The following is a 16,708-nucleotide window of genomic DNA, read 5'->3' as shown; positions in this document are numbered from 1 at the left end:
GAAAGTCCTCAGGCCGCGGCCTTCAGAAGGCCCTTTTCATTCAACTTTTCGTAAGTTTCATCCAGCGACTTGCGAATCCGGGCCATCATTTCGTCGATATCGCCGGTGTCCAGAATCAGCGGTGGCGAGATGATCATCCGGTCGCCCACATGGCGCATGATCAGGTTGTTGGCAAAGCACATTTCGCGGCACAGATACCCCACGGTACCGGGCTCGGAGGCGAACTTTGCACGTCTGGCCTTGTCCGGCGTCAGCGCGATCGAGGCCATCATGCCGCAGATCGCGGCCTCGCCGACCAGCGGATGGTCCACAAGCGTCGCCCAGGCCTCGGCAAGATAGGGCGCTGCCACGTCCCGGACGTGACCCAAGATATTCTCTTCCTGAAGGATGCGCAGGTTCTCGAGCGCAACCGCGGCGGCCACGGGATGGCCCGAATAGGTGTAGCCGTGATTGAACTCGCCGCTGGAGATCACCTCGGCCACCTCGTCGCAGACGATCGACGCGCCGATCGGGGCATAGCCCGAGCTCAGGCCCTTTGCGACGGTCATTATGTGCGGGCGGATGCCCATCGTCTCGGACCCGAACCAGTTGCCTGTGCGCCCGAAGCCGCAGATCACCTCGTCGGCAATCAGCAGGATGTCGTATTTGGCACAGATCCGCTGGATCTCGGGCCAGTAGGTTTCGGGGGGCACGATGACCCCGCCGGCGCCCTGCACAGGCTCGCCGATGAAGGCCGCGACACGATCCGCACCCAGTTCCAGGATCGCCTCTTCCAGTTCGCGGGCGCGCGCCAGGCCGAAATCCTCGGGGGCCGTGTCGCCGCCCTCGGCCCACCAGTTCGGCTGGTTGATGTGATGGATATCGGGGATCGGCATGCCACCCTGCTCATGCATCGCGGTCATGCCGCCCAAGCTGCCCGAGGCGACGGTGGAGCCGTGATAGGCGTTCTTGCGGCTGATGATAACCTTGCGGTCGGGCTGGCCCTTCATCGCCCAGTAGGTGCGGACCATGCGGATGTTGGTGTCGTTGGCGTCCGATCCGCCCGAGGCGAAGAACACGTGGTTGAGGTCACCCGGCGCAAGTTCCGCCAGCTTGTCTGCCAGGGCGATGGCCGGCACGTGGGTGGTCTGGAAGAACGTGTTGTAGAAGGGCAGTTCGCGCATCTGCCGCGCCGCGACGTCGGCCAGTTCTTGGCGCCCATAGCCGATATTGACGCACCAGAGGCCCGACATCGCGTCGAATATCTCCTCTCCCTCGCTGTCGGTCAGATATGCGCCCTTGGCCCGCGTGATCACCCGCACGCCCTTTTCCCCCAGTTCGGCATTTGCCGTGAACGGGTGCATGTGATGCGCCGCATCCAGGGCCTGCAGTTCGGCGGTCGGCATGTGGTTGGTGATCGCAGCCATGAGTCGCTCCTCGAAGATCGGGTTTGCGACAGAATATGATCAAATTATTTGGAGTCAATCGAATCCGGCCGTCAGACGGATTCCGACAGGGTTCCCGCCATCATTTCCATGCCCTGACCGACATCCTGTTCCATCGCCGCCGCCACTCCGTTGCCGTCGCCCCGGCGCAGCGCCGCAAGGAGTTCCTTGTGGCGATCCGGCAGGCTGCGGGTTCCGAACCGACCGCAGACCACGCGCAGGGACGGGCCGAATCGCAGCCACAGGCGTTCGGCCATGTCGCGCATGATCGGAGCGTCGGACAGGGCATAGAGATCGGCGTGAAAGGCGTGGTTATGGACCAGATAGCCGGTCACGTCTCCTGCCTGGATCGCCGCATCCAGCTGCATGTCGATGCGTTCGAGCCGGTCGATATCGTCCGGCGTCACGCGCCGGGCCGCACGGCGGGCCAGCTCGGATTCGATTGATTTCCTGACATAAATCAGCTGTTCGATGTCCCGCTCTGCAAGCTCGGGAACACTGACCCGGCGATTGCCCTGAAACACCAGCGCGCCGTCCGAGATCAGCCGCCGGATCGCCTCGCGCACGGGGGTCATGCCGGCGTCCAGTGATTCGGTCAGGCCCTGGATCGTCACGGCCTGGCCTGGGGCCAACTCTCCGAACAGGATCATGGATTTCAGCCGTTGATAGACCTGTTCATGTGCCGGTTTTTTTTCGTCCATTGGCATGGGGTCCGGTGCCTTATTTTTGATCATATTCAACGTGCTGGTGCCGTTTCGGGCGGACTGTCTTGTCAGGTCGCGGTTTGCGTGAAAGCATAAACACTGTTGCCGCAGAAGGCAAAACTTGATCAAATCCGGAGAGGCGGGAAGATACCCGTCACCGCAGGGAGATGTCCATGACTACGAAAATCTTGTCGCTCACGGCGACGATCGCGCTTGGCGCAACGGCGGCCTATGCCGAGCAGGTGCGCGTCTACAACTGGTCCGACTATATCGACGAAGGCCTGCTGGCGAAGTTCGAGGAGGAGACCGGGCTCGAGCTGATCTATGACGTGTTCGACAGCAACGAGTTGCTCGAGACCAAGATGCTGGCCGGCGGATCCGGCTATGACGTGGTGGTGCCGTCGGGCACCTTCCTGCAGCGGCAGATCATGGCCGGCGCCTTTCAGGAGCTGGACAAGTCCAAGCTGCCCAACATCGAGAACATGTGGCCGCTGATCGAGGAGCGGACCGCGCAATACGACCCCGACAACGCCTATTCCATCAACTACATGTGGGGCACCACCGGCATCGGCGTGAATGTCGGCAAGGTCAAGGAAGTGCTGGGCGAGGATGCACCGATCGACAGCCTCGAGCTGGTGCTGAACCCCGACAACATGTCCAAGCTGGGCGATTGCGGCGTGCATTTCCTGGACGCGCCGGCCGAGATGATCCCGATGACCCTGAAATACATCGGCGAGGATCCCGACAGCCACGACCCCGAGGTGATCGCCAAGACCGAGCCGGTCCTGCTGGCGGTGCGGCCCTACATCCAGAAGTTCCACAGCTCGGAATACATCAACGCGCTGGCCAATGGCGACATCTGCGTGGCCGTGGGCTGGTCGGGCGACATCCTGCAGGCGCGTGACCGCGCCGTCGAGGCCGACAACGGCGTCGAGATCGAGTATCACGCCGCCAAGGAAGGCGCGCAGATGTGGTTCGACCAGATGGCGATCCCGGTGGATGCGCCGAACCCGGAGGGCGCGCATGTGTTCCTGAACTTCATCATGGACGCGCAGAACATGGCCGCCGCGTCGAACTATGTCTATTATGCCAACGGCAACGAGGCGAGCCAGGAGTTCCTGGAGGAGGACGTGATCGGCGATCCGGCGATCTATCCGGACGAGGCCACGCTGAACAACCTGTTCACCACCACGCCCTATCCGGTCAAGGTGCAGCGCGTCGTCACGCGCCTGTGGACCAAGATCAAGTCGGGCACCTGACCCCCGACGCAGCCGGGCGCCCGTCGATTCGGGCGCCCGTTCTTCAATCGGCCGGAGGACATCAGAATGGGGCAACCCGAGACAGCGCCGCGTTCAGCGACGGGTGAGATGCCGCATGCAGGCGTGTTCGAGCCGTGGAACGACCCGGCCGAAAGCCCCCTGATCCGGTTCCGCAACGTGACCAAGCGGTTCGGCGAGTTCACCGCCATCGACGACCTGACCCTGGATATCTACGAGCGCGAGTTCTTTGCCCTTCTCGGCCCGTCGGGATGCGGCAAGACCACCATGATGCGGATGCTGGCCGGGTTCGAGGCCCCGACCGAGGGCGTGATCGAGCTGTCCGGGCAGGACATCGCGCCGATCCCGCCCAACAAGCGCGCGGTGAACATGATGTTCCAGTCCTATGCGCTGTTTCCGCATCTCAGCGTCTGGGAAAACATCGCCTTTGGCCTGCGCCGCGACCGGATGCCGAAGCGTGATCTCGAGGCGCGGGTCGAGGAGATGCTGCGCCTGACCCGGCTGGACCAGTTCGCGCGCCGCAAGCCGCACCAGATTTCCGGCGGTCAGCGCCAGCGCGTCGCCCTTGCGCGGTCGCTTGCCAAGGCGCCCAAGCTGCTGTTGCTGGACGAACCCCTGGGCGCGCTGGACAAGAAGCTGCGCCAGGACACCCAGTTCGAACTGATGGACATCCAGGAGAAGACCGGCACCACCTTCGTGATCGTCACCCACGACCAGGAAGAGGCGATGACCGTGGCCAGCCGGGTCGCGGTGATGGACAACGGCCGGATCATCCAGGCCGACACGCCGGCGCGGATCTACGAGTCGCCATCATCCGTCTACGTGGCCGATTTCATCGGTGACGTGAACATCATCCAGGGTCGCGCCACGCCGGATGGCGACGAGGCCTACCGGGTCGACTGGGCCCAGGGGCAGACGCCGCTGACGGCCAGTTCGGCCACGCGGTTCGAGCCGGGGCAGGCCTGCCACCTGGCGATCCGTCCCGAGAAGGTCACGATCAGCTCGGACCGCCCGGCCGATGCCGCCAACGCGGTGCAGGGCAAGGTCCACGACATCGCTTATCTGGGCAACCTGTCGACCTATCACGTCGAACTGCCCGGTGGGGTGATCATCAAGGCGCAGACCGCCAACACCCGCCGGCTCTCGCGCCGCAGCTATACCTGGGAAGACACCGTCTGGCTGTCCTGGACAGCCACGGCCGGCGTGCTTCTGGCCGGATGATGCGGCGTTTCCTGCTCATCGCCACGCCCTACGCCTGGTTGCTGGCGCTGTTCCTTGTGCCGTTTGCGATCGTCCTGAAGATCTCGCTCAGCGACGTGGCGCTGGCGCGACCGCCCTATGTGCCGCAATTCAGCTGGGAGGAAGGCATCGGCGCCTTCCTGTCGCAGCTGGACCTTGAGAATTTCGTCTTCCTGACCCAGGACGACCTCTACTGGAAGGCCTACCTGTCCAGCCTGCGCATCGCCGTCATGTCGACCGTGCTGACGCTGCTGGTCGGTTACCCGGTGGCCTATGCCATGGCGCGCGCACCGCAGGAATGGCGCCCGACCCTGATGATGCTGGTGATCCTGCCCTTCTGGACCTCGTTCCTGATCCGCGTCTACGCCTGGATGGGGATCCTGAGCAACGAGGGTTACCTGAACCAGTTCCTGCTGGGCATCGGGGCGATTTCCGAGCCCCTGACCATCCTGAACACGCAGGTCGCGGTCTATATCGGCATCGTCTACACCTATCTTCCGTTCATGATCCTGCCGATCTATTCCGCGCTCGACCGGCTTGACGGCTCGCTGATCGAGGCGGCCGAGGATCTGGGCTGCTCGCGGGCGCAGGCGTTCTGGCTGGTGACGATCCCGCTGTCGCGACCCGGCATTATCGCGGGCTGCTTCCTCGTGTTCATCCCGGTGCTGGGCGAATTCGTGATCCCCTCGCTGCTGGGCGGGTCGGGCACGCTGATGATCGGCAAGGTGCTGTGGGAGGAGTTCTTCAACAACCGCGACTGGCCGGTCGCCTCGGCGGTGGCGGTGATCCTGCTGCTGATCCTGATCGTGCCGATCATCCTGTTCCAGCGCAACCAGCAGAAACAGGCGGAGGCAGAGCAATGATGCGGCTGAGCTGGTTCAACACGGTGTCCCTGACCCTGGGATTTGCCTTTCTCTACATCCCGATGATCATCCTGGTGATCTACAGCTTCAACGACAGCCAGCTGGTCACGGTCTGGGCCGGGTTCTCGACCCGGTGGTATGGCGAACTGCTCCAGAACGAGGCGTTTCTGAATGCCGCCTGGGTCACGCTCAAGGTCGCGGTGTTCTCCTCGACAATCGCCACCGTGCTGGGCACGATGGCCGCCTATGTGCTGGTCCGGGGCGGGCGTTTCATGGGCAGGACGCTGTTTTCGGGCATGATCTATGCGCCGCTGGTGATGCCCGAGGTGATCACCGGCCTGTCGCTTCTGCTGCTGTTCATCGGCATCGGGCTGGACCGGGGCGTGCTGACCATCGTGCTGGCGCATACGACGTTTTCCATGTGCTATGTCTCGGTCGTGGTGTCCTCGCGGCTGATCACCTTCGACAAGTCGCTCGAGGAGGCGGCGCTGGACCTCGGGTGCTCGCAGGCCGAGGCGTTCCGGCTGGTAACGCTGCCGATCATCGCGCCGGCGGTGATCTCGGGCTGGCTGCTGGCCTTCACCCTCTCGCTCGACGATCTTGTGATCGCCTCCTTCACTGCCGGCCCCTCCGCCACGACCCTGCCGATCAAGATCTTCTCGGCGGTGCGGCTGGGCGTCAGCCCCGAGATCAACGCCCTGTCGACGCTCATGATCGCCATCGTTACGGTGGGCGTGATCACCGCGTCGCTGGTCTCCAAGAGAGCGATGGTCCGCCAGCAGCGCGACGAACAGGAAGCCGCGCGCGCGCAATGAGGCGGATATTTCCGGAGTATGCCTATGGGCCCGGCCCGCGGCTGTCCTGTTGGTGGGACGAGACCGTGGATGCGCCGGACTGGCCGGTGCTGCGCGAACAGCGGCGGGTCGATGTCGGCATCGTCGGCGGTGGCTATACCGGCCTGTCGGCGGCGCTGCGCCTGGCAGAACGCGGGGCGTCGGTCGCAGTGGTCGAGGCCGGCCCGCCGGGCTGGGGCGCGTCCGGGCGCAACGGCGGGTTCTGCTGTCTTGGCGGATCCAAGCTGAGTGCTGCCGCGATGACCCGCCGCCACGGCCCGGAGGCCGCCGCCGAGTATCAGCGGGCCGAACGGGCGGCGGTGGATCTGGTGGCCGATCTGATCGCGCGCCACGGGATTGCGGCGGACCGTCACTCGCAGGGCGAGACCGTGCTGGCGCACAGCCGGCGGGCCTGGAGGCGGCTGCGGTCTTCGGGCGAGGACGCCGAGTTGCATGACAAGGTTGCGCTTGCCCGGCTCGGGTTGGGTCATCAGTTTCACGGCGGCATGACCCGCCCGGTGGGGTTCGCACTGAATCCCAGGAAGTTTCTGTTCGGCCTGGCCCATGCCGCCCGAAACGCGGGCGCGGAGATCTACGGCAACAGCCCTGCGGTTGCGCTGGAGCGGGTGCGGGGCGGCCATGCGATCGGAACCGATCAGGGTTTGCTCGCCTGCGGTTCGGTCCTGATCTGCACCAACGGCTATTCCAGCGAGGACCTGCCGCCCTGGCTGGCCGGCCGCTACATGCCGACACAATCGTCAGTGATGGTGACGCGACCCCTGACCGAGACAGAATTGGCCAAGGCCGGCTGGACCTCGGCGCAGATGGCCTATGACACGCGGCATCTGCTGCACTATTTCCGCCTGATGCCCGACCGGCGGTTTCTGTTCGGGATGCGGGGCGGTTTGCGCGCGTCCCCCGGTTCCGAGGCGGCGATCCGGACACGACTGCGCCGGGACTTCGACCGGATGTTTCCGGACTGGGCGCACGTGGAGGCGACGCATAGCTGGTCGGGATTGGTGTGTCTGGCCCGCAACCTGGTGCCGTTTGTCGGCGCAGTGCCGCATCAGCCGGGTGTGTTTGCCGCATTCGCCTATCACGGCAACGGCGTGGCAATGGGAAGTTTCTGCGGCCGGGCCCTGGCCGACCATGTCCTGGGCGCGCCGGAGCCCGCGCCGCGCGTCATGACGACCCCGCCGGGGCGGTTTCCGCTGGGGCGGTATCGCCGGGCGATCATGCCGCCGGCCTACATGGTGCTGGGGCTTCTGGATCGGCTCTGAGGCTTCGGTGCTATTGCTATCGATTCAAGTTGGGGCCGAGGTGAACACAGACTCCCCCGCACTCAGGACGGTTCACGAATGGCCGTCACAAGATCCGCGCGCACGGCCTGCCCTCCCTCGAAGATCAGCACCGCACCGGTTTCGTCGAACTGCGCCTCGACGATGCGGTTGTAGGTGGCGGCGGACCTGTCGCTGATCACGGTTTTTCCCAAGTAGCTCTCCACCGAGAACGTGTACAACCCGGCTGGAAACGCATGCCCGTCGGAATCCACGCCCGCCCATGCAACGGCCGTTGCGGATGGGTCCAGACCGATTCGGTCCACCACGGCCCCGGTGTCATCCCGCACGACCAGCCTTGCGCTGTCCGCTTCGGGCGCAACGGCGGTTTCGACGCTGACGGGGGCGCCATCGAACCGGGCCGGAATCAGTGCGCGCGCCTCCATGCCCACCCATCCGGACAGCCGCGCCATGTCGGAGGCGGTGAAACCTGACACAAGATCGGTGAGCATCTCGTTCGTCTTGACCTGCTGTTCGACCATCGAGAATTGCGCCAGCTGCGCCGCGTATTCCGACGAATCCACAGGCTCTAGCGGATCCTGGTTCCTGGCCTGCGCCGTCAGCATGCGCAGGAAGGTCTCGAAATCCGAGGTCAGCGCCTTGCTCTGTCCGGTTCCAGGCGCCTGCGAGCCGCTTGTAGCGGGAATCACGCCCGCAGTTCCGTTTACCTCTGTGATCATCTCAAAGCCTCATGTCCAAACCGCAATGCAGGGCGTTAGCTGCGCGTTCCGCTGCCGGGACAGCGCCGGTATCTGCGACCGGAATGGCGGAGAGTCCCTGTTCCCTGGGCCGATCCGAAGGATCGCCGCCGCTGCCGCTGAAATCAAAGGCCACGTCGCCATATCCGATCCGCGAGAATTCCTCGGCAAGCTGATCCATGTGCCGGCGCATCAGTTCCTGCGTCTCGGCACGTTCGGTCAACAGCGTCACGACCAGACCAGTCTCGGTCGACCGCACCGAGAGCTGGACGCGCCCGAGTTCCTCGGGGTTGAGCGACAGCTCGAAACGACCCTCGCTTCGCCTCTGCACGGCATCCGACAGTTGCGCGGCAACGGACCGTGCGGTTTCGGCGGCGTGCGCCTGTGGCATCGCCGCCGCAGCAGCCACGGAGCCAATCTGACGCGGGCCGGCCTCCAGCATCCCGGGCGCATCCGCTATCGCGCCATGGGCGCTGTCGCCGCGAAGGTCGGGCTCGAGGGCCGGCTCTGCGATCGCACTGCTGTTCCGGGTTTCAGGAGCTGGCCTTTCCGGGGGAACTGGTCGCGTCCTGGCAACGTTGGAAATTGCTTCGCCCGGGACACGACGTGACGTTTCCGGCGCTGTACCGACAGCCTCCGCCAACTCCGCTCCGGCCTTGGCGGCGGATCGTTCCGGATCGCCTTCCGGTGCCAATGGCAGGGCGATTCGTGATACCGGTGCGGACGGCGGGCTCTGCGGCGCGGCGGCCTGGACCTCCCGGCGCACGGATCCGTCCTGGAAAACCGGATTCGCAGGTTCTCGGGCGCGGAGGTCTGCTCCGGTCCGCTCCAAGGGACCGGAGCGGTGTTCCACACTGCCGCCTTGCTGCTCGCCTGTGGCAAAGGCCAGGTCCGGCCGGCGTCGCTGTGACACCGGCTCGGTGGCCGCCCCCACTCCTGCTATGCGTTCCGGCGCGTCGCTGGGCAAGCCGTCCGCGCTCCCGGCCCCGAAGGCAACCGGAGCAACAAGATCACCCTCCGGATCCTGATCGTTCTCAGGCGGCACTACGGCCTCCTGAGGTTCGGCGGGGTCCTCCGCTTCGGAGGATCCGTTCCCGGACGGCGCGGCATCGGCAATCTGACCGAACACGGCCTCAAACCGTTCGGCCTTTGACGACTCGGGCCGCTCGCGCTGCTCGGGACGATTGGGCGTGTGCGACGTGTCGATGGAAACTGGCAGCATGGGGCACCGGGACGTTTGTTGGCGCGCCCAACCTGCACTGCAACCGGTTACGCATATTTTAACGGGTTCGGTCTTTGCTGGCGAAAACCGGTTCAATTCGAGGAAAGCCATGAAAACCGCTCCGACCTTGCCCGTGGCCACGGGCCACCGAATCGCGCAGGACCCGACTGCGCGGCTGCGCGAGGCCGCCACCGGGCTCGAGGCCCGTTTCCTGGCCGAGATGCTCAAATCCGCCGGAATGGATCAGGCGCGTTCCGCCTTTGGTGGCGGCGCCGGCGAGGACCAGTTCGCCTCCTTTCTGGTTCAGGAGCAGGCCGACCGGATTGCGCGGTCCGGCGGGATCGGGCTGGCCGAAATGATTTTCAATTCCCTGAAGGAGAAGGTGGATGCCAACCGAAACTCATGAAGAGGCCGCGGCGGATCTTGACCGCCTGCTGGACGAGGAACAAGCCGCGCTCCTGGCGGGTGATCTTGAGCGTGTCGCCGAACTGGCCGACGAGAAGGAGCGCATTGCCCGCGTCCTGTCGTCCGGCGATTGTGAGGGGCCAGGCGGCCTGGAATTGCTGGACGCCAAATTGCGGCGCAACCAGCACCTCTTGCAGAGCGCGTTGATGGGGATACGGTCGGTGGCCGACAGGATGGCCGAGATGCGGCGCGTTCGCCGGGGGCTCGAGACCTATGACTCCACAGGGCGCAAGAGCCGGAAGGGCGACATGACCCGGCGTGCCCTGGAAAAGCGGGCATGAGGGCAATTCGGTTCAAATCCGCGGCATCCGGGCGGAGTGGCTTAGCACTCCGTTAGCATATCGCGCGCAATGGTGGCCGGGCACCTTGAAACGCAGGGTGGCGCGATACCGACCAGCGGACATCGCACCCGTCAGAAAGACGTATCGGATCGCCTGAACAGGCGGATGTGAAACCGGGCCCCAGGCCCGAAGACGGAAGGAATATGCTATGTCCAGCATTCTCACCAACAACGGCGCCATGGTGGCGCTGCAGACCCTGAAATCCATCAACGGGGATCTGACCAAGACGCAGAACGCGATCTCGACCGGCAAAGAGGTCGCGACCGCCAAGGACAATTCGGCGGTCTGGGCCATCTCGAAAGTGATGGAATCGGATGTCGCCGGGTTCAAGGCGGTGTCCGAATCCCTCTCGTTGGGCGAGTCGACTGTTGCAGTGGCTTCGGCGGGCGCGGAGCAGATCGTCGACATCCTCGAGGAAATGAAGCAGCTGGCGGTCTCGGCCAACAGCGAAAACGTCGATTTCACCAAGATCAACGACGACATCACGTCGCGCGCGGAACAGATCACCTCGATCATCGGCGCGGCCCAGTTCAATGGTGCCAACCTTCTGGCGACCAACGTGGATGGCGGCAGCGCAACCAGCCTGTCGGTCATCTCGTCGCTCGACCGGGTAGGATCCGGAACGCCGAGCCCGTCCACGATCACCGTGGACACGGTGGATTTCGAGGCGAATCTCGACATGACGGGCCTGACAGGCATCACGGATACGGCAACGGCGGGCACTGCCCTCGGTGAAATCGAAGCCTTCATCAATACGGCTGTCACCGGTGCCGCGGCCCTGGGCGCGTCTGCGGCCCAACTCAAGGGGCAGAACGAGTTCGTAAGCAAGCTGACCGACGCCATGAAATCCGGGATCGGCTCTCTGGTCGACACCGACATGGAGGAGGCTTCGGCCAAGCTGCAGGCGCTGCAGACACAGCAGCAGCTGGGGGTTCAGGCCCTGTCGATCGCCAACCAGGCGCCGCAGACCATCCTGTCGCTGTTCCGCTAAGCGATCCCGGCCGGGGCGATCGGCGCCCCGGCCATCCCCGAGGCACTCAACCAGGTAAGGACAGGACGTGAACGCGTTATCCCGAGCACAACAGGCCTATGCCGCGGCGTCGGCCCCGGTTCGCACGCCGAAGAACATCGAATATCAGGTCATTTCCAGGATCACGCGCAACATGCGCGACGCCGACCGGAAAGGACGCGCGGGGTTCCCGGCCCTGGCCAGCGCTCTGCACGAGAACAGGCAGCTGTGGACCCTGTTCGCGATCGATCTGTCGGGCGACGGCAACGGTCTTCCGCGCGACCTGCGCGCGCGCCTGCTGTCCCTGGCCGAATTCACCCAACATCACACCAGCCGGGTCCTTGCGCGTGAGGCGACCGTTGAACCGCTGCTGGAGGTCAACACTGCCGTAATGCGCGGCCTCCGCACCGGGGCGGCCTGAGATGGCGGGCCTGGTCCTGAAACTGGCCCCGAAAGAGCGCGTCCTGATCAACGGTGCGGTGATCGAGAACGGCGACAGGCGCGGCCGTCTGTCGGTGGTGACGCAGGATGCCAAGATCCTGCGGCTGCGCGATGCGATCCATCCGGACGAGGCGAACACACCCGTGCGCCGCGTCTGCTATGCCACGCAGCTGGTCCTGTCCGGCGACTGCGATCCAGAGGAGGTCAGGCTGTCTCTGTTGCGCCGCATCGAGGAGTTGAGCCAGGTTCTGACCGATTCCGACAGCCGGGCTTCGCTCGCCGCGGCAACCGACGCACTGGTGCGCAATCATCACTACCGTTGTCTCAAGGCCCTGCGCACGCTGCTGCCGCGCGAGGACCGGTTGCTCGCACTCGCGGCAAGATGAGCTTTCAGCCCTTCGTACCCCTTGGCGGGATCGCCGGATGGCGGTTCCTGCAACGCAGCCAGGACGTGCAGTTCCAGGCCTTCAACGCCGCACCGGTCATGGCGCGGGAAGCCGATACCTTCCTGGCGCGGATCGGCGAGATTCGAAGCGCGGCCGACCTGGTGGCCGACCGCACCGTCCTGAAAGTGGCGCTGGGGGCGTTCGGGCTTCAGGACGACATCGACAACCGGGCCTTTGTCCAGCGGGTACTGGCGGACGGAACCAAGGCCGACGACGCCTTGGCCAACCGTTTGTCCGACAAGCGCTATCGGGCCTTCAGCGCGGCATTCGGATTCGGACCCGGGGCCGTTCCGCTGACCGGGCGTCGCGATGAGATGGAGGGCATCGTGGCCCGATACCGCGCGCAATCCTTCGAGCGCGCGCTGGGTGAACAGGACGAGAGCATGCAGATCGCGCTCTTTGCGCAGCGCGAGCTGTCCGGCATTGCCGCCGGGTCGTCGCGAGAGACGACCAAGTGGTATTCCGTGATGGGGCTTCCCCCTTTGCGCGAAATGTTCGAAACCGCGATGGGACTGCCGCGCAGTTTCAGCCAGCTGGACCTCGACAAGCAGCTCGATGTGTTCCGCGACAAGTTGCAGCGCGCGACCGGTTCCGCCGATATCGGCCAATTCGCCGACCCGGCCGCCGTCGAAAAGGTGACCACCCTCTATCTGGCCCGCGCCCAGATACGCGACCTGTCCGCGGGATTGAGTTCCGGTGCGACCGCATTGACGCTCTTGCGCGCGGCCGGTTGAGCGGGCGATCCGTGTGTGGCCGATGATGACCGGCTTGCGTGAGGCCGCTTCAGACCTCGGAGGGAACGGCCGCGCTGGGATCCTGGTCAAGTCCGGCAAGGTGGTCGGACGGTTCAAGTGCCGGGGGAACCACCGCATGGGCCTGCACCGGGTGCGTGACGTTACGTAACTGCACCGGGCCCAAAGGCATGCTGGAGGCTGTCTCGGGCAGCACATCGGCCGAGGCGACGATGCGATGCGAATTGCGCTTGCCATAGTCGCCCAGCCGCGCGGCGACGTTCGCCGCCTGGCCTATGACGGTGAAATCCAGCCGCTCGCGCGATCCGACATTGCCGTAGGTGACCCGCCCGAAGGAGAGGCCGATGCTGCAATCGCCGTCGAATTCCGGATCGTCTCCGCGCATCTCGTCCAGCCGCGCGGTTATCTCCAGCGCCGAGCGGGCCGCGGCCCGGCAGGCTGTTCCACTGTCCTGTTCGGCCGGAAACACGGCCAGGACCGCATCACCGATGAACTTCAGAACCTCGCCTCCGTTTTCCTGCACGATGTCCGAGACGGTCTCGAAGAACCGGTTAAGGAGCGCGATGAACGCCGCCCGACCCAGCCGTTCTTCCAGCAGGGTCGACCGGCGCAGGTCGCAGAACATGATCGCGGCATCTATCTCGTCGCCATCGCCGCGCCGGATCTCGCCGCCCAGTACGCGCGCGCCACTGCGCTTGCCGACATAGGTTTCAAGCAGAACCTGCGCCGTTTCGCGCTGCACGAAGACCTCGTAGGCCCGGGCGACTGCCGAGGAGACCTCGAACACGAGGCCGAGCTGGGCCGTGGTGAAGCCGCCCGGCGCATCGCTGGTCAGGGTCAGCACGTTTATCCGACCGTCCGAAAAGGGCAGCGGCATCGCGACATAGTCGGTCGCACCTTTCGAGCGCAGATCCTCGATGATCGGAAAGCTGTTCTCCGGATGCGCCGCGTCGATGCGTTGCCGCACGCCGCCCCGACCGTTCGAGACGTGGCGCAGCGGACTGTCGCGAAACGACGGGTGATCGTGGATCTCGTAGCTGGGAGCAAAGGTCGAGATCTCGTCCGACTCCCTGTCCCAGATGTGGTGTTTGCCGGCGATCAGCGGGTGCAGGGACCAGATCAAGACGCTCAGGCGCGACAGGCTGAGCCCGCTTTCGGTCAGTTTCCTTGCCAATTCGCGGGTAAAGTCCTCGGGCGTCGTTTGGGCCGAAGCCCCGCGCATGAGCCAGTCGACCAGAGGCCCGGAGATATTGCCGTCATCGGGGGGCCGCAGGATGTTGCGACCCAGATCGACCCGGATCCCGGCATCCGGCATGAAGCCGACATGGCCCTGGATCCCGGCGCTTTCCGGCAGGGCGTCGTCATAGGCCCACGCGGCATTGGCGAACCGCTCGGACCCGATCCGCAAGTCGAAATAGCGCGCGGTTCCCTTGAACGGGCAGAAGGTCTGCAACTCGGTGGGTCGCCCCAACGGCACCCGGATGTCCGCGCGCGGGACATAGACGGTTGGGGCCAGGCGGGTTTCGTACATCACCTTGGCCGCCCGGCTCTGGGCCAGCAGAACACCGCCGCGCCAGATGCGGACCTCCTCGGGCAGGGGACGGATCTCGATTCCATAGCCCTGCGGGCGACCTTCGGGGACTTGCAACATTCCGCGCTCCGTGACTGGTTATTCATAGGATGGGTGCGGCGGCGCCCGATCCAAGGGGTGTCGCGCGGATTTGATGGGCAGGACGGCACGGTCTGCTGTCTTTTTGGGCTTGCGTCGGGCACGGATTCACGGTTTCCCGATTGTCATGGGCAAGCCCGATTACGCTTTGGAAATGGCGCTCATGGCGCGGGGCCGTCGCCGCATCGCCGGCGTCGACGAGGTCGGCCGGGGGCCGCTGGCCGGACCGGTTATGGCCGCGGCGGTCATCCTCGACCCGCAGGCGATCCCCGAGGGTCTGAACGATTCCAAGCAGTTGACCGAGCGGCGGCGCAGGGAGCTGGCACAACAGCTGCACGCGGATGCCCAGGTGTCGATCGCCGAGGCGTCGGTCGAGGAGATCGAATACCACAATATCCTGCGTGCCGCGCATCTTGCGATGGAGCGGGCGGTTGCAGCGCTGGATCCCGCCCCGGATTTCCTGCTGATCGACGGCAACCTGGTTCCGCGCGGGATCGCCATTCCGGCGCAGCCGGTCGTGAAGGGCGACACCCGCTGCGTGTCCATTGCGGCGGCCTCGATCGTGGCGAAAATATGGCGGGATCGGGTGATGGTGGATTTGGCGCAACAGCACCCCGAATACGGCTGGGACAAGAACAAGGGCTATCCGACAAAACAACACAGATCGGCGCTTCAAAATCTGGGGATGACCCCACACCATAGACGTTCTTTCCGGCCGGTTCACAAGATATTGTATCAAGACTAAAACGTAAAACGCTGATTCAAAAAAGAAATTGACCGCGAATCAGCTTTGACTCATCCTTGTCTCAACCAAACGAGCGCGAAAAAGCGCCGTGGAACTTGAGGCAGAAAATGACAACGATCAAGACCCAGGGTGCGGCGGCGCTCCCCCTCAACGCGATTCTGGACGGCGACTGCATCGAGGTGATGAACGGTCTTCCAGAGGCGTCCGTCGACCTGATCTTCGCGGATCCACCCTACAATCTGCAGTTGAAGAGCCAGCTGCATCGCCCCGACAATTCTCAGGTCGATGCGGTGGACGACCACTGGGACCAGTTCGCCAGCTTCTCGGCCTATGACCGGTTCACGCGCGACTGGCTCAAGGCCGCGCGCCGTCTGCTGAAGCCAAACGGCGCGATCTGGGTGATCGGCTCGTATCACAATATCTTTCGGGTCGGCACGGCGCTGCAGGATGCCGGTTTCTGGATCCTGAACGACGTGGTCTGGCGGAAATCCAACCCGATGCCGAACTTCCGCGGCAAGCGGCTGACCAATGCCCACGAGACGATGATCTGGGCGTCCAAGGGCGAAGGTGCCAGATACACGTTCAACTACGAGGCGCTGAAGTCGCTCAACGAAGGCGTGCAGATGCGCAGCGACTGGGTGCTGCCGATCTGCACCGGGCATGAGCGGCTCAAGGACGAGAACGGCGACAAGGCGCATCCGACGCAGAAGCCCGAGTCGCTGCTGCACCGGATCCTGGTGGGCGCAAGCAATCCCGGCGACGTGGTGCTGGATCCGTTCTTCGGCACCGGAACGACCGGCGCCGTGGCCAAGATGCTGGGCCGCGAGTTCATCGGGATCGAGCGCGAGGCCGCCTATCGCGAGGTGGCCGGGAAACGCATCGCGAAGGTGCGGAAATACGACCGCGACGCGCTGCAGGTCACGGCAAGCAAACGGGCCGAGCCGCGCATCCCCTTCGGCCAGCTGGTCGAACGCGGGCTGCTGCGTCCTGGCGAGCAGCTGTTTTCGATGAACCAGCGCCACAAGGCCAAGGTTCGGGCCGATGGGACGCTGGTGGGCGGCGACGTCAAGGGCTCGATCCACCAGGTCGGCGCGGCCCTGGAAAACGCGCCGTCCTGCAACGGATGGACCTACTGGTGCTTCCAGAGGGACGGCAAGAAGGTCCCGATCGACGTGCTGCGCCAGCAGCTTCGGGCCGAGATGGAATAAGGCGGACCGCACACTCACTCACGGAACGACAAAAG

18 protein-coding genes are annotated in these 16,708 nt (G+C 64.7%); 13 read left to right on the top strand and 5 right to left on the bottom strand.

Annotation, left to right across the window (positions count from 1 at the left end; all coding sequences use genetic code 11):
• Positions 1–8: 8 nt before the first annotated feature.
• Both BMX57_RS08030 and BMX57_RS08025 read right to left on the bottom strand, forming a co-directional pair.
• Positions 9–1,406 carry an aspartate aminotransferase family protein gene (locus tag BMX57_RS08030; protein ID WP_092364841.1) on the bottom strand — a complete coding sequence of 466 codons (1,398 nt, stop codon included), beginning with the start codon at positions 1,404–1,406 and terminating at the stop codon, positions 9–11.
• Between the two features lie 71 nt (positions 1,407–1,477).
• The gene (locus BMX57_RS08025; protein ID WP_229724216.1) at positions 1,478–2,131 is read right to left on the bottom strand and encodes a GntR family transcriptional regulator; all 654 of its coding nucleotides are present in this window, start codon (positions 2,129–2,131) and stop codon (positions 1,478–1,480) included.
• 170 nt (positions 2,132–2,301) lie between these two features.
• On the opposite strand from BMX57_RS08025, the gene BMX57_RS08020 reads away from it, so the two are divergent.
• The 5 genes from BMX57_RS08020 to BMX57_RS08000 all read left to right on the top strand — a co-directional run bounded on the left by BMX57_RS08020 (position 2,302) and on the right by BMX57_RS08000 (position 7,620).
• Complete coding sequence (locus BMX57_RS08020; protein ID WP_092364835.1) at positions 2,302–3,387, top strand: polyamine ABC transporter substrate-binding protein; 1,086 nt, start codon at positions 2,302–2,304, stop codon at positions 3,385–3,387.
• A 108-nt stretch (positions 3,388–3,495) separates the two neighbouring features.
• Positions 3,496–4,626, top strand: coding sequence for an ABC transporter ATP-binding protein (locus BMX57_RS08015; protein ID WP_092364833.1), 1,131 nt, complete (start codon positions 3,496–3,498; stop codon positions 4,624–4,626).
• The gene (locus tag BMX57_RS08010) at positions 4,626–5,507 is read left to right on the top strand and encodes an ABC transporter permease subunit (protein ID WP_092364828.1); all 882 of its coding nucleotides are present in this window, start codon (positions 4,626–4,628) and stop codon (positions 5,505–5,507) included. The genes BMX57_RS08015 and BMX57_RS08010 overlap by 1 nt, the downstream gene beginning before the upstream one ends.
• On the top strand, positions 5,504–6,322 hold the full coding sequence (locus BMX57_RS08005; RefSeq protein ID WP_092364825.1) for an ABC transporter permease: 819 nt from the start codon (positions 5,504–5,506) through the stop codon (positions 6,320–6,322). The genes BMX57_RS08010 and BMX57_RS08005 overlap by 4 nt, the downstream gene beginning before the upstream one ends.
• Positions 6,319–7,620, top strand: a complete 1,302-nt coding sequence (locus BMX57_RS08000) for an NAD(P)/FAD-dependent oxidoreductase (protein ID WP_092364822.1) — start codon at positions 6,319–6,321, stop codon at positions 7,618–7,620. The genes BMX57_RS08005 and BMX57_RS08000 overlap by 4 nt, the downstream gene beginning before the upstream one ends.
• A 62-nt stretch (positions 7,621–7,682) precedes the next feature.
• Here the strand turns inward: BMX57_RS08000 and BMX57_RS07995 are convergent, their stop codons facing one another.
• A complete protein-coding gene (locus BMX57_RS07995) occupies positions 7,683–8,357 on the bottom strand; it encodes a flagellar hook capping FlgD N-terminal domain-containing protein (RefSeq protein ID WP_092364819.1) in 675 nt (224 codons plus the stop codon).
• Position 8,358: 1 nt separating this feature from the next.
• Complete coding sequence (locus BMX57_RS07990) at positions 8,359–9,708, bottom strand: flagellar hook-length control protein FliK (protein ID WP_092364816.1); 1,350 nt, start codon at positions 9,706–9,708, stop codon at positions 8,359–8,361.
• On the opposite strand from BMX57_RS07990, the gene BMX57_RS07985 reads away from it, so the two are divergent.
• The 6 genes from BMX57_RS07985 to BMX57_RS07960 all read left to right on the top strand — a co-directional run bounded on the left by BMX57_RS07985 (position 9,707) and on the right by BMX57_RS07960 (position 13,033).
• On the top strand, positions 9,707–10,003 hold the full coding sequence (locus BMX57_RS07985) for a rod-binding protein (protein WP_092364813.1): 297 nt from the start codon (positions 9,707–9,709) through the stop codon (positions 10,001–10,003). The two genes, BMX57_RS07990 and BMX57_RS07985, sit on opposite strands and share 2 nt — an antisense overlap.
• Positions 9,984–10,343, top strand: a complete 360-nt coding sequence (locus BMX57_RS07980; RefSeq protein WP_092364810.1) for a hypothetical protein — start codon at positions 9,984–9,986, stop codon at positions 10,341–10,343. The genes BMX57_RS07985 and BMX57_RS07980 overlap by 20 nt, the downstream gene beginning before the upstream one ends.
• Positions 10,344–10,551: 208 nt before the next feature.
• Positions 10,552–11,394 carry a flagellin N-terminal helical domain-containing protein gene (locus tag BMX57_RS07975; protein ID WP_092364807.1) on the top strand — a complete coding sequence of 281 codons (843 nt, stop codon included), beginning with the start codon at positions 10,552–10,554 and terminating at the stop codon, positions 11,392–11,394.
• A gap of 67 nt (positions 11,395–11,461) precedes the next feature.
• Positions 11,462–11,833 (top strand): flagellar biosynthesis regulator FlaF, encoded by a 372-nt coding sequence (flaF, locus tag BMX57_RS07970; RefSeq protein WP_092364804.1) that lies wholly within the window; start codon positions 11,462–11,464, stop codon positions 11,831–11,833.
• 1 nt (position 11,834) lies between these two features.
• A complete protein-coding gene (flbT, locus tag BMX57_RS07965; protein ID WP_092364801.1) occupies positions 11,835–12,239 on the top strand; it encodes a flagellar biosynthesis repressor FlbT in 405 nt (134 codons plus the stop codon).
• A complete protein-coding gene (locus BMX57_RS07960; RefSeq protein WP_092364798.1) occupies positions 12,236–13,033 on the top strand; it encodes a DUF1217 domain-containing protein in 798 nt (265 codons plus the stop codon). The genes flbT and BMX57_RS07960 overlap by 4 nt, the downstream gene beginning before the upstream one ends.
• 49 nt (positions 13,034–13,082) lie before the next feature.
• On the opposite strand, the gene BMX57_RS07955 is transcribed toward BMX57_RS07960, so the two are convergent.
• Positions 13,083–14,702, bottom strand: a complete 1,620-nt coding sequence (locus BMX57_RS07955; RefSeq protein ID WP_092364795.1) for a DUF427 domain-containing protein — start codon at positions 14,700–14,702, stop codon at positions 13,083–13,085.
• A 145-nt stretch (positions 14,703–14,847) separates the two neighbouring features.
• Here BMX57_RS07955 and BMX57_RS07950 point away from each other — a divergent pair, with 145 nt between their 5' ends.
• Positions 14,848–15,465, top strand: coding sequence for a ribonuclease HII (locus BMX57_RS07950; protein ID WP_092364792.1), 618 nt, complete (start codon positions 14,848–14,850; stop codon positions 15,463–15,465).
• A gap of 107 nt (positions 15,466–15,572) precedes the next feature.
• Positions 15,573–16,673, top strand: coding sequence for a site-specific DNA-methyltransferase (locus tag BMX57_RS07945; RefSeq protein ID WP_092364789.1), 1,101 nt, complete (start codon positions 15,573–15,575; stop codon positions 16,671–16,673).
• Positions 16,674–16,708 lie beyond the last annotated feature (35 nt).

This window comes from Cribrihabitans marinus, from assembly GCF_900109035.1.
GTDB classification, from domain to species: Bacteria; Pseudomonadota; Alphaproteobacteria; order Rhodobacterales; family Rhodobacteraceae; genus Cribrihabitans; species Cribrihabitans marinus.
This window is presented reverse-complemented; position numbering and strand designations above follow the sequence as displayed.